At 60.8% G+C, this 12,620-nt stretch carries 13 protein-coding genes and 1 pseudogene; 4 read left to right on the top strand and 10 right to left on the bottom strand.

Translation table 11 applies throughout. The features are described from left to right. The first annotated feature begins 100 nt into the window (after window positions 1-100). On the top strand, window positions 101-1,177 hold the full coding sequence (locus PMI31_RS29845) for an RHS repeat-associated core domain-containing protein (RefSeq protein WP_008017495.1): 1,077 nt from the start codon (window positions 101-103) through the stop codon (window positions 1,175-1,177). 44 nt (window positions 1,178-1,221) lie between these two features. Here PMI31_RS29845 and PMI31_RS08520 read toward each other — a convergent pair whose 3' ends face one another. Next, a complete protein-coding gene (locus PMI31_RS08520) occupies window positions 1,222-1,842 on the bottom strand; it encodes a TetR/AcrR family transcriptional regulator (RefSeq protein ID WP_008017494.1) in 621 nt (206 codons plus the stop codon). Between the two features lie 135 nt (window positions 1,843-1,977). On the opposite strand from PMI31_RS08520, the gene copC reads away from it, so the two are divergent. The 3 genes from copC (at window position 1,978) to PMI31_RS08505 (ending at window position 4,285) form a co-directional block, all read left to right on the top strand. Then, window positions 1,978-2,343, top strand: a complete 366-nt coding sequence (gene copC, locus PMI31_RS08515) for a copper homeostasis periplasmic binding protein CopC (protein ID WP_008017493.1) — start codon at window positions 1,978-1,980, stop codon at window positions 2,341-2,343. Between the two features lie 3 nt (window positions 2,344-2,346). Continuing rightward, window positions 2,347-3,204, top strand: a complete 858-nt coding sequence (gene copD, locus PMI31_RS08510; protein WP_008017491.1) for a copper homeostasis membrane protein CopD — start codon at window positions 2,347-2,349, stop codon at window positions 3,202-3,204. Between the two features lie 190 nt (window positions 3,205-3,394). Next, window positions 3,395-4,285: an aldose 1-epimerase gene (locus tag PMI31_RS08505; protein ID WP_043302295.1), complete on the top strand. Its 891-nt coding sequence runs from the start codon at window positions 3,395-3,397 to the stop codon at window positions 4,283-4,285. Here the strand turns inward: PMI31_RS08505 and PMI31_RS08500 are convergent. The 9 genes and pseudogenes from PMI31_RS08500 to exaC form a co-directional block, all read right to left on the bottom strand. Further along, window positions 4,261-5,997: a PAS domain-containing hybrid sensor histidine kinase/response regulator gene (locus PMI31_RS08500; protein WP_008017488.1), complete on the bottom strand. Its 1,737-nt coding sequence runs from the start codon at window positions 5,995-5,997 to the stop codon at window positions 4,261-4,263. The two genes, PMI31_RS08505 and PMI31_RS08500, sit on opposite strands and share 25 nt — an antisense overlap. Next, window positions 5,981-7,144: an alcohol dehydrogenase-like regulatory protein ErcA gene (gene ercA / locus PMI31_RS08495; protein ID WP_008017487.1), complete on the bottom strand. Its 1,164-nt coding sequence runs from the start codon at window positions 7,142-7,144 to the stop codon at window positions 5,981-5,983. Before ercA ends, PMI31_RS08500 begins: the two co-directional genes overlap by 17 nt. Window positions 7,145-7,394: 250 nt before the next feature. Next, window positions 7,395-8,537, bottom strand: a complete 1,143-nt coding sequence (gene pqqE, locus PMI31_RS08490) for a pyrroloquinoline quinone biosynthesis protein PqqE (protein WP_008017486.1) — start codon at window positions 8,535-8,537, stop codon at window positions 7,395-7,397. After that, window positions 8,515-8,787, bottom strand: a complete 273-nt coding sequence (gene pqqD, locus PMI31_RS08485) for a pyrroloquinoline quinone biosynthesis peptide chaperone PqqD (RefSeq protein WP_008017485.1) — start codon at window positions 8,785-8,787, stop codon at window positions 8,515-8,517. Before pqqD ends, pqqE begins: the two co-directional genes overlap by 23 nt. Continuing rightward, window positions 8,784-9,536, bottom strand: coding sequence for a pyrroloquinoline-quinone synthase PqqC (gene pqqC / locus PMI31_RS08480; RefSeq protein ID WP_008017484.1), 753 nt, complete (start codon window positions 9,534-9,536; stop codon window positions 8,784-8,786). Before pqqC ends, pqqD begins: the two co-directional genes overlap by 4 nt. Before the next feature lie 123 nt (window positions 9,537-9,659). Beyond that, window positions 9,660-10,574, bottom strand: coding sequence for a pyrroloquinoline quinone biosynthesis protein PqqB (gene pqqB, locus PMI31_RS08475; RefSeq protein ID WP_008017483.1), 915 nt, complete (start codon window positions 10,572-10,574; stop codon window positions 9,660-9,662). Between the two features lie 55 nt (window positions 10,575-10,629). Next, entirely contained in the window at window positions 10,630-10,701 is a 72-nt protein-coding gene (pqqA, locus tag PMI31_RS29840) for a pyrroloquinoline quinone precursor peptide PqqA (protein ID WP_003253598.1), read from the bottom strand. A gap of 134 nt (window positions 10,702-10,835) precedes the next feature. After that, window positions 10,836-10,949 (bottom strand): annotated as a pseudogene (locus tag PMI31_RS31280) (outer membrane lipoprotein carrier protein LolA); the annotation flags it as partial. A gap of 15 nt (window positions 10,950-10,964) precedes the next feature. Continuing rightward, complete coding sequence (exaC, locus tag PMI31_RS08470) at window positions 10,965-12,485, bottom strand: acetaldehyde dehydrogenase ExaC (RefSeq protein WP_008017482.1); 1,521 nt, start codon at window positions 12,483-12,485, stop codon at window positions 10,965-10,967. Window positions 12,486-12,620 lie beyond the last annotated feature (135 nt).

The following is a 12,620-nucleotide window of genomic DNA, read 5'->3' as shown; positions in this document are numbered from 1 at the left end:
CCCATTTCTGATCACATCCACCTATCAGTTCTGCTAGTAGACGCCACTCGAAATATCTTCGAAGCTGACACACATTCAATGCCTAAGTGAGCACCTCATCATGTCGCTCTCATCACTGAAAATTCTGCGTCTCTATAAATACGACCCACTGGATCGACTCACGGGCGTGGGGTTTCTGCAGCGCTTCTATCAAGAGGGCCGCTTGACGACCGAGCTGAATCAACAGACGCAACGAACAATCTTGTGCCATCAAGGCCAGCCATTGGCGCAGAAGCAAAGTGAAGCTGGTGTTACCGAAACCACGCTGCTGGCAACCGACCGGGCGCATTCGCTGCTGCAAACGGTCTCAGGAGTTAATCAGAAGCAATTTGCCTATACCGCGTACGGCCATCACCCTGCCGAAAGCGGTTTAAGTCGTTTGCTGGGGTTTAACGGTGAGTGCCCAGACGATATAACGGGAAACTATCCACTTGGACGGGGTAATCGTTTCTACAACCCTGTGCTGATGCGATTCATGACCCCGGATGAGTTGAGCCCTTTTGATGATGGAGGAATCAATGCGTATGCTTATTGCGGGGGAGATCCAATTAATTTTTACGATCCAACCGGAAACTCTCTTATTGCACTATTCCGACCTTGGAGTTTTATCGACGCCACGCCAGTCGGGCTTAATTTAATTAAACGACCATCAGTTATCGTCAAAAACCCTCTACATACCATTCATCGAACAGCCAGCAGTATCAACCGGTCTAGCTCAGCACGTAACCCGATACTGAACGGAATGCTGGATAGGCCCGCCAGCAATGCAATACGCTCAGCCCCCAGCACATCAACATCAACTTCTCAACTGGTAAATTTTGATGGGCCACTCCCTTCAACCGAATTACTTACTAAACTTATTCCGGATGCATCAAAGCTTACACCGGGCTATCGGAACCTAGAGTACATCGGGAAAGTGTTTGACGAAACAAAAGCGCGTAATGGCAACTTTAGAATAGTAGCCACCCGCAATCAGATTAAAGCCTTGCGTTCCCATATGGCACGTAAAAATAATGCCCAAAACGAAATCACCAAAAAACTTCACAATGAAAATGCGTCTGAACTAATGCTGCAAATCAAACGTACCAGCGTATCTGAATTCCACGCACCAACAGCCAATCAACAAATCAGGCGCTGACTCAGCGCCCATATATGAGGATAGCTTCCGCGATCTTGCGAAGACTAAGGTTCCAACCCAATCCCCCGCAAAATCACACTGGTCACCGTCTGCACCGCTTTCTCAAATTGCATGTCCGACAACGGCTGATGATCGTTGAGAATGTTCACCTGGTGATCGAAGTCGGCGTAGTGCTGGGTCGAGGCCCAGATCATGTACAGCAGGCTCGACGGCTCTACCGGCAGAATGCGTTTGTCGTCCACCCACTGGCGGATTTTCGCTTCCTTCATCTTGGCCCAGTCGTACAGGCTCGCGTCCAGCGCTGCGCCGAGGGTCGGGGCGCCGTGGATGATTTCGTTGGCCCAGACTTTCGAACCATAAGGCCGGCTGCGGGAATGGTTCATCTTGGCGCGGATGTAACTGCTGAGCACCACGCGCGGGTCATCGAACATCTCGAAGCACAGGGCGTCCTGCTTCCAGACTTCCAGCAAATCGAACAGCACCGCGCTGTACAGTTCGGTCTTGGTGCTGAAGTAGTAGTGCAGGTTGGAGCGCGGCAGTTGCACTTCGGCGGCGATGTCGGCCATGGCGGTGCTGCCGAAGCCCTTTTCAGCGAAGACTTTTTCCGCCCCCAGCAGAATCTTTTCGACGTTACTGCGACGAATCTCGATCTTGTGATTGCCCATGCGGGTCCCCGACAACAACGTTGAGCAAGACTAGCATCCGCTCTGGACCGCGGCGACAGGGGAAAACGAAACTTCGTACAGCCGCTGTCGTAACGCTAAACTCTGCGCACCTGGAAACTGCCTGAGGAACTCACGATGCTGCTCAAGAAAATCCTGACCGCCGCTGCCCTGCTTGGCTCGCTGCTCGCCGCTTCTTCGGTGTTTGCCCATGCCCACCTGAAAAGCCAGACACCAGCCGCCGACAGCACCGTGACCGCGCCAACGGAATTGCGTCTGGAGTTCTCCGAGGGTGTCGAGGCCAGCTTCACCAAAGTCACACTGACCAAGGATGGCGCACCGGTGGCGGTCAAGGCGCTGACCACCGAAGGCAGCGACAAGAAGACCCTGATCGTCACCCCGGCCGCGCCGCTGACCGCCGGAGCCTACAAGGTCGAATGGCACGCCGTGTCGGTCGACACTCACAAAAGCGAAGGTGCCTACGCCTTCAAGGTGGGCCAGTAATTCATGGCGAGCGCGCTGGTGCTGTGCCGCTTCCTGCATTTCATCGTGGTGTTGATGCTGTTCGGGGCCTGGGTGTTCAGGCCGTTGCTGGCGAATGGCGAAACCGCGCTGGACCAGCGGCTGGCACGCACCTCCCGTTGGCTGGCCGTAGTGGCGCTGGGCAGCGGGGTCTGCTGGTTGCTGCTGGTTACCGCAAGTATGGCCGGCGCCTGGGACGCGGCCTTCGACCCGCCGACCCTGCACCTGGTGCTGGGCAATACCTTTTTCGGCCAGGTCTGGCGCTGGCATCTGCTGATCAATATGGCGTTGCTGGTGTTGTTGCTGACACCACTACGCGCCAGCCTTGCGCCGCGTCTGATCCTCAGCGGTCTGCTGCTGGCCACGCTGGCCCCGGTCGGTCACGGCGCCATGCTCGATGGCACCGCCGGGCAATTGCTGATCCTCAATCAACTCGTTCACTTGATGTGCGTAGGTGCCTGGCTCGGCGGCTTGATGTTGCTGGTAATGATTCTGCGACAGCCTGCGGGGCATTCGATCCGCTTGATGTTGCAGCGCTTCAGCGGCGTCGGCTACGGGTTGGTCGCCGGGCTGCTGATCACCGGGCTGATCAATGTGCGGGTGCTCACCGGGGCTTTCTGGCCTACACCGCTGTTCAGCGGGTTCGCCTTGATCCTGTTGATCAAGGCGTTGCTGGTGGCCTCGATGCTGGGCCTGGCGTTGTTCAATCGTTTGCGGATCAATGATTGCGAGCCGCGTCTGCAAACACTGCGCACCAGCGTGATGCTGGAGTGGATGCTGGGGCTTGGCGCAGTGGCGGCCGTTTCATTGCTCGGCACCCTGCCGCCGATGATTTCCAGCTGACCGCCCCATCCCCTGTAGGAGCGAGCTCGCTCGCGATGAATCCGGCAACGCCGAGGGGCATCAGGATTCCAGCGTTATCGTTGACGACCATCGCGAGCGAGCTCGCTCCTACAGGGAAGGTATTCCAAATCTGAAAGTTGACCCCAGCAGGCATGAAACGCCCCTCCATCGATTTCCACTAGTGATGACCATAATGCCCACGCTTCTCGAACTCAAAGACGAACTCACCCACCTCACCCTCGCCCCGGAATTCGGCGCCAGCATCGTCAACTGGACAGTCCGCAGCACCGGACAGCCCTTGTTGCGCCACAGTGACGCCCATGCCCTGAACACCGGCCTGCCCGGCAAACTTGGCTGTTTCCCCTTGATCCCCTGGTCCAACCGCATCGCCGAAGGAGGTTTCGATTGCCCCGACGGCTGGCTGGCACTGACGCCCAACAGCCTCACCGATCCCCTGCCGATTCACGGCAGCGCCTGGCAGCAGCCGTGGGACGTGGTTGCCCAATCTGAAGATGAAGTGATCCTGCAACTCGACAGTGCAACGCCTTTCGCCTATCGCGCCCGGCAACGTTTGCATTTGAGCGCGGGCAAGCTGAGCATCGAACTGCAGGTCACGCACCTGGCTGAAAGCCCTGCGTGGCATGGACTGGGACTGCATCCATATCTGCCACGCACCGCTAACACCCGACTACAGGCACCAGCCCGGCACGTGTGGTTGTGCGACGAGGCAAAACTGCCGACAGCACTCAGCAAGTTGCCACTCGAGTGGGATTTCCAGCCACTCAAGGCATTGCCCGAAACGCTGGTGGACAACGGCTTCTGCGAGTGGGACGGCCATTGCCTGATCCGCCAGCCCGACCTTGGCCATGAACTGCAATGCCGGGCCACCGGTAGCGATTACTACCTGCTTTATTGCCCGGTCGGACTGGATTTTTTCTGCATCGAACCGGTGAGCCACCCGGTCAACGCGCACCACCTGCCCGGTCGGCCGGGGTTGCGCTTACTGGAACAGGGTCAGTCCACCGAGCTGGGTTTCACCCTGCAGTATCGGCCGCTTCAGGCAGGTGCCACCAACAGTTGACTCAATACCGCTCGCAACTTGCCGGGCTTCACCGGCTTGTTCAGCAACGGTGCGTTGAGCCGCTGTAACGCGCGCCGACAATGGTCGGTGCGGTCGGCCGTAATGATCACCGCGGGTATGTTCTGGTGGAAATGCTCGCGCAAATGTCGTACCACATCACAGCCGACCACCCCGTGATCGAGATGATAGTCCGCGAGAATCAGCTCCGGCGCCTGCCCACGTAACGTCGCCAGCGCAGACGCCTCATCGGTGGCGGTCAGAACATCGCAGCCCCACTGTCCGAGCAACGCGCTCATGCTTTCGAGAATGCTCACTTCGTTGTCGACCACCAGCAGACGGCGGCCCGGTAGCGGGTTGCCGGTGCCCGGTTGTGGCACCGCCTGGCTCACGGGTAACGGCACCTCGCGGGATATCGGCACCTCGATGCTGAACATCGACCCACGCCCCGGCAACGAGTACACGCCGACTTTATAGCCAAGGATCTTGGCGATGCGCTCGACAATCGCCAGCCCCAGGCCCACGCCCTTGCGGTCGGCGGCGCGGCCGACATCCAGCTGGTTGAACTCGAGGAAGATCGAATCGAGCCGGTCTGCGGCGATGCCACGCCCGGTGTCCCAGACCTCCAGGCGCAACATCTCGCCTCGACGCCTTGCCCCCAGCAGGATGCTGCCTTCATCGGTGTAGCGGCAGGCATTGCTGAGGAAATTGCGCAGGATCCGCGTCATCAGGCGCAAGTCGGTGCTGATGGCGTAATCGGCCATGCGCACCCGCAGGTTCAAGCCGGCCGCCTGCGCGACGGACTGAAACTCCGAGACCAGCGGCCCGAGCAGTTCGTCGAGGCGGTACGGCGCGATGTCCGGCTTGACCGCGGCCTGGTCGAGCCGGGAAATGTCGAGCAGATCCGTCAGCAGGTCTTCGGCCCCTTCCAGGGCCTGGTGAGTGCGTTCCACCAGCACCTGTTCGGTTTCCGGCAACTGGCGTTCGCGCAAGGTCGAAATCAGCAACCGCGCGGCATTCAGCGGTTGCAGCAGGTCGTGGCTGGCGGCGGCGAGGTACTTGTCCTTGCTGTGATTGGCGGCCTCGGCGGCATCTCGGGCGTCGCGCAAGGCCTCGGCGATCTGTTTACGCTGGATGATCTGCTGCTGAAGGTTACGGTTGGCTTCGAGCAGTTCATTGGTGCGCGCGACGACGCGCAGCTCCAGTTCGTCATTGAGTTGCTGCAGGCGTTGCTGGGCCTGTTTACGCTCGGTGATATCGGAAACGAACCCCTCCACCAGCCCTTCCTGACCGGGCTTGAGCAGCAGGTTCATCAACACATCGAGGTGACTGCCATCCTTGCGCCGCAAGCGGGTTTCATAGCCGTGCAGGCTGCGCTGGTGCCTGAGGATCTCGCCGATGTCTTCCAGTTCCTGCGCGCCGTCGACAAACAGGGTGCTGGCCAGGTCGGTCAGGGAGAACAGCACCTCCTGCGGGTCCTGGTAGCCAAGCATGCGCGCCAGCGCCGGGTTGGCGGCGCGCATGCCATCGTGCAGGCTGGCCTGGAAGATCCCGTGCACCGCGTTTTCGAACAGCCACTTGTAGCGGTTACGCTCGGCTTCCAGATCATCCAGGCGCGCTGCCAGTTCCGGGTAATGACTCTTGCGGGCCGAGTGGCTGCCCAGCCCCAGCAGCCCGGCCAAGGCCCGTTGTTGCTCGTCAGAGGGCTTCGCCATAGACGACCTCGACATCACGCTGGCTGGATTCGCGCGGGTTGGTCAGGATGCACGGATCGTCCATGGCATGTTGCGACAGGAACGGAATGTCCGAGGTCCTGACGCCATGCAAACCGAGGGTTTCGTGAAAGCCGATGGCGTGCTTGAGGGCGATCAGGTGCTCGACCAGACGCCCGCAGATCTGCCGGTGATTCAGGCCCCGGCAGTCGATGCCGAAGGTCTCGGCGATCACCTTGAAGCGCTCCGGTGCCGAGTTGTAATTGAAGGCCACCACGTGTTCGACGAGCACCGCGTTGCACAGGCCGTGGGGCAGGTCGAGAAAGCCACCGAGGCTGTGGGACATGGCATGCACGGCGCCGAGGATTGCGTTGGAAAATGCCAGCCCGGCCTGCATGCTGCCGAGCATGATCTTCTCGCGCAGGGCGATGTCGGTCGGGTTGGCGATCATTTGCACCAGGTTGCCATTGATCAGGCGCATCGCCTCCAACGCGTGAGGGTCGGTCAGCGGCCCGTGACCGGTGGACACGAACGCTTCGATGGCATGCACCAAGGCGTCGATGCCAGTACAGGCCGACAGGAACGGATCCATGCTCAGGGTGGTTTCCGGATCGATCAGCGAAACGTCCGGCACCACCGCCTTGCTGACGATGGAGAACTTCATGCGTTCCTGCTGGTTGGAAATGATCACGAACTGCGAGACGTCGGCCGAGGTGCCGGCAGTGGTCGGAATCAGGATCAGCGGCGGGCTGGGCACGCGGATGGTGTCCACGCCCTCGAATTCGAGAATGCTGCGGCCATGGGCGACGACGATGCCGATGCCCTTGCCGCAGTCCATCGGGCTGCCGCCACCGACGGCGACGATCACGTCGCAGTGGTTTTCCCGGTACAGCTCGGCGCCGCGCATCACCTCTTCGACCCGCGGGTTGGGCGAGACATCGCTGTAAAGGCAGTAGTCGATGCCCTGCGCCTGCAGGCTGGCTTCGACATCGGCGACCCAGCCGGCGGCAATCACGCCGGGATCGCTGACCACCAGGACCTTGCGCGCGCCAAAGGTCTTGGCATAGTTGCCGACATTGTGCCGGCTACCGGCACCGAAGATGATTTCAGGCGAAACGAATTTACGCAGCTGGTTGAGACTCTGGCTCATTGGAAAGCCTGTTTTTATTGTTTTGGAAGGTACAAGCCACACTAAACCATCCAGCTGTGAATGCAATCAGACCAATGTGTAGTACTGCCTGGGGTGTACTCACATTCTGTGTTCACCACAGATTTCTGTGGGAGCGGGCTTGCCCGCGATAGCTGCATGACAGTCGACATCAACGTTGGATGTGCCGTCCTAATCGCGGGCAAGTCGGATCGCCGCACCGCCGCTCCCACAGGGTTTTGTGTTGTTCGGCTTACCCGCGATAGATCAGCCGCGACGCCTTCTCGTTGCGCAGCGTCAGGTGTTCCATGCCCAGCCCCGGCAACTCAGCCTCCTCCCGAGCTTTTAGAATGACGCCATGGTGCGGCGATTTGCTGCACACCGGGTCGGCATTGGTGGCGTCACCGGTCAGCATGAACGCCTGGCAGCGGCAACCGCCCAGGTCCTTGTGCTTTTCGTCACAGGAGCGGCACGGCTCCTTCATCCAGTCATCGCCGCGAAAACGGTTGAAGCCGAACGAGTGGTTCCAGATGTGCTCGATGCTGTGCTCGCGCACGCTGGGAAACGCTACTGGCAATTGCCGGGCGCTGTGGCAAGGCAAGGCCGTGCCATCGGGGGTGATGTCGAGAAACAGGTTGGCCCAGCCGTTCATGCAGGTCTTGGGACGCTCTTCGTAGTAGTCGGGGGTGACGAAGATCAGCTTGCACGGGTGGCCCTGGGCTTCAAGGCGTTCGCGGTACTGGTTGGTGATGCGCTCGGCATGCTGCAATTGCTCGCGGGTGGGCAACAAGCCGACGCGGTTGAGTTCAGCCCAGCCATAGAACTGGCATGTGGCCAGTTCGACGAAGTCCGCTTCCAGCTCCAGGCACAGCTCGATGATCTGCGCGATCCGGTCGATGTTGTGCCGATGGGTGACGAAGTTCAGCACCATCGGATAGCCTTGGGCTTTCACCGCACGGGCCATGGCGAGTTTCTGGGCAAAGGCCTTGCGCGAGCCGGCCAGCATGTTGTTCACCGCTTCGTCGGCGGCCTGGAAACTGATCTGGATATGGTCCAGCCCGGCCACCTTGAAGTCGCGCACCTTCTGCTCGGTCAGGCCAATGCCCGAAGTGATCAAATTGGTGTAGTAGCCCATGTCTCGCGCGGCCTTGATCAACTCGGCGAGGTCCTGACGTACCAGCGGCTCGCCACCGGAAAAGCCCAATTGCGCGGCGCCCATGTCCCGCGCTTCGCGGAATACGCGAATCCATTCTTGCGTGCTCAGTTCCTCGCCGTGCCGGGCAAAGTCCAACGGATTGGAGCAATACGGGCATTGCAACGGACAGCGGTAGGTCAACTCGGCGAGCAGCCACAACGGCGGTCCGGGCAGCGTCTCACTCGATCCAGAATTGCGCATGAGCCACCTCCAGAAACGCCAGTACGTCCTCGTCGATCCCCGGTACGCCGGGGAAACTCTCGCTCAATCGATCAATGATCGCCGCCACGCTGCGCTGGCCATCCACCAGGTCGAGAATCTGTCCGGCACTGGCGTTGAGCTTGATCATGCCTTCGGGGTACAGCAGCACATGGCAGGCCTGACGGGGCTCCCATTGCAGACGAAAACCGCGACGCAAGGCCGGTGACTGTTGGCGATCGATCAGGCTCACAGCGCGATCCCCCGGTGCCAGACGTTGTCGCCGGTAACCGTGTGATACGGCGGGCGCGCAAGCTCGTAGGCCATGCTCATGGCATCGAGCATGCTCCACAGCACGTCGAGCTTGAATTGCAGAATGTCCAGCATGCGTCGTTGCCCCTCGGCCGTCACGTAGTGCGCCAGGGTGATGCGCAAGCCATGCTCGACATCGCGCCGCGCCTGGCTCAGGCGCGTGCGGAAATAGTCGTAACCGGCGACGTCGATCCATGGGTAATGGGTGGGCCAGGCGTCGAGTCGCGATTGATGGATCTGCGGGGCAAAGAGTTCAGTCAACGAACTGCTGGCCGCTTCCTGCCAGCAGGCGCGACGGGCGAAATTGACGTAGGCGTCTACTGCAAAACGCACCCCGGGCAGCACCAGTTCCTGAGAGAGGATCTGGTCGCGATCCAGGCCCACTGCTTCGCCCAGGCGCAGCCAGGCTTCGATACCGCCCTCGCTGCCGGGGACGCCGTCGTGGTCGAGAATCCGTTGCAGCCACTCCCGGCGCACTTCGCGGTCCGGGCAGTTGGCGAGAATCGCTGCGTCTTTCAGGGGGATGTTGACCTGGTAATAGAAGCGATTGGCGACCCAGCCCTGGATTTGTTCGCGAGTGGCCCGCCCAGCGTACATGGCTTGATGGAACGGGTGATGGATATGGTAGTAGGCGCCTTTGGCGCGCAGGGCGGTTTCGAATTCGGTGGGGGTCATTGCTGTATCGGTCATTGCGGGTCTCCGGGGAACCTTCGGTGTTTGATCCGGCCTCTTCGCGGGCAAGCCCGCTCCCACAGGTTTTGTGTACACCGCAGATCCCTGTGGGAGCGGGCTTGCCCGCGAAGGGGCCCTCAGCTACAGCACAATATCCATGCCGTCATAAGCCACTTCGATCCCCCGCCGCTCCAGCAAAGCCCGCTCGGCCGAGTTTTCATCAAGGATCGGATTGGTGTTGTTGATGTGGATCAGCACCTTGCGCTGACGGTTGAAACCCTCCAGCACTTCGAGCATCCCGCCGGGGCCGCTTTGTGCGAGGTGCCCCATTTCGCTGCCCAGGCTCTGGCCGACTTCGCACAGACGCATCTCATCGTCGCGCCACAGGGTGCCGTCCAACAGCAGGCAATCGGCACGCTGCATCCAGCCCAGCACTTCATCGTCGATTCGGCCAAGGCCCGGTGCATAGAACAACGAGGCGCCGTTGCGCAGGTCTTCAATGAACAGGCCAATGGTGTCGCCCGGCTGCGGGTTACCGCGATTGGGCGAATACGGCGGTGCGTTGCTCACCAGGGGAATCGCACGAAATTGCAAATGCTCGCAGGCCGGGATGCTGAACGGCTGGCGCTCGAGGCCGACCGGTTGCCAGTGCAATCCGCCGTTCCAATGCCCAAGCATCTCGAACAACGGGAAACCACTGCTCAGGTCCTGATGCACGCGCTCGGTGCACCACACCGCATGCGGACAGCCTTCGCGCAGACTGAGCAAACCGGTGCAATGGTCGATCTGGCTGTCCAGCAGCACGATGCCGGCGATGGCGCTGTCACGCAGGCGCCGCGCCGGTTGCAAGGGCGCAAAACTCTCGAGTTGCGCGCGAATGTCCGGTGAAGCGTTGCACAGCACCCACGCCACACCGTCGTCACTCAGGGCAATCGACGACTGCGTACGGCGCTGGGCCTGGAGGCTGCCATTGCGCACGCCGGCGCACTGGCGGCAATTGCAGTTCCACTGCGGGAAGCCACCGCCGGCTGCGGAACCGAGAACGCGGATGTACATGGCAGATGCTCCGAAAGGCAGGCCCGGCCAACGCAGCGGCTGGCCGGGTGATCAATCAACGGTTGGCGAAATACATCGTCACTTCGAAGCCAATGCGCAGATCGGTAAACGCGGGTTTAGTCCACATGGGTCATTCCTCTTCTTGTGCCCGGGTGATTCCGGTAATGCCATTAATGCACGGGGCGCCGAGTGCCCGAATGCTACTTTCGAAGGAGCTTCGGGGGTGATTTGGTAGGGGGTGCGCGATCGTCATGCACACACAAATACTGTAGGAGCGAGCTTGCTCGCGAAGAACCCGAGAACGCCGTGGGGTGTCAGGCTTCCAGCGTTATCGTTGACGTCCATCGCGAGCAAGCTCGCTCCTACAGGGTGCATGTCATCAGTGCGAAATCAGAAGAACCCCAGCGGATTGATGTCGTAGCTGACCAGTAGGTTTTTGGTCTGCTGATAGTGGTCGAGCATCATCTTGTGGTTTTCCCGACCGACGCCGGACTTCTTGTAGCCACCAAACGCCGCGTGCGCCGGGTACAGGTGGTAGCAGTTGGTCCACACGCGCCCGGCCTTGATCGCCCGGCCCATGCGGTAGGCGCGGTTGATGTCGCGGGTCCACAGGCCGGCGCCGAGGCCGAACTCGCTGTCGTTGGCGATGGCCAGGGCTTCGGCTTCGTCCTTGAAGGTGGTGACACCCACCACCGGGCCGAAGATTTCTTCCTGGAACACACGCATCTTGTTGTGGCCCTTGAGCAGGGTCGGCTGGATGTAATAGCCGCTGGACAGATCGCCCTCCAGGCGTTCGGCCGCGCCGCCGGTAAGCAGTTCGGCGCCCTCCTCCTGGGCAATGCTCAGGTACGAGAGGATCTTGTCGTATTGCTGCTCGGACGCCTGGGCGCCGACCATGGTCTCGGTGTCCAGCGGGTTGCCGCGCTTGATCTTGACGATCTTCTTCATCACCTCGGCCATGAACGGCTCGTAGATCGACTCCTGCACCAGCGCCCGGGACGGGCAGGTGCAGACTTCGCCCTGGTTGAAGAACGCCAGCACCAGGCCTTCGGCGGCTTTTTCGATGAACGCAGGTTCGGCGTTCATGATGTCTTCGAAGAAGATGTTCGGCGACTTGCCGCCCAGTTCGACGGTGCTGGGAATGATGTTCTCGGCGGCGCAATGCATGATGTGCGCGCCCACCGGGGTCGAACCGGTGAAGGCGATCTTGGCGATGCGCTTGCTGGTGGCCAGGGCCTCGCCGGCTTCGCGACCGAAGCCCTGGACGATGTTCAGTACGCCCGCCGGCAGCAGGTCGGCGATCAGCTCGGCGAAGACCATGATCGACAGCGGCGTCTGCTCGGCAGGCTTGAGCACAATGCAGTTGCCCGCAGCCAGGGCCGGGGCGAGTTTCCAGGCGGCCATCAGCAGCGGGAAGTTCCACGGAATGATCTGCCCGACCACGCCCAGCGGCTCATGGAAGTGATAGGCCGTGGTCAGCTCGTTGATCTCGGCGGCGCCGCCTTCCTGGGCGCGGATGCAGCCAGCGAAGTAACGGAAGTGGTCGGCCGCCAGCGGCACGTCGGCGTTGAGGGTTTCGCGCACGGCCTTGCCGTTGTCCCAGGTTTCGGTGACGGCCAGGACCTCAAGGTTCTGCTCGATGCGATCGGCGATTTTCAGCAGCACCAGGGAGCGATCCTGGGCCGAGGTCTTGCCCCAGGCATCAGCGGCGGCATGGGCGGCGTCGAGGGCCTTGTCGATGTCGGCGGCGCTGGAGCGCGGGAATTCGGCAATCACCTCACCGTTGACCGGCGAGGTGTTGGTGAAGTACTCGCCATTGATCGGGGCAACGAACTCGCCACCGATGAAGTTGCCGTAGCGCGGCTTGAAGGTAATGACGGCGCCTGGGGTTCCGGGTTGTGCGTAGATCATGATGGGCCTCTGTCTGGGTCGAAGCCTGTCGTACTGACAGGCGATGAGCCGATACTAGAGAGCCCCGCGTGCCAGACGAATGCATCGTTGGCAGGAGGGGCTCTCGTTATTTGGTCGTAGGTTTCTGCACTGTCC

This window comes from Pseudomonas sp. GM55 (genome assembly GCF_000282395.1).
Taxonomy (GTDB): domain Bacteria; phylum Pseudomonadota; class Gammaproteobacteria; order Pseudomonadales; family Pseudomonadaceae; genus Aquipseudomonas; species Aquipseudomonas fluorescens_CC.
This window is presented reverse-complemented; position numbering and strand designations above follow the sequence as displayed.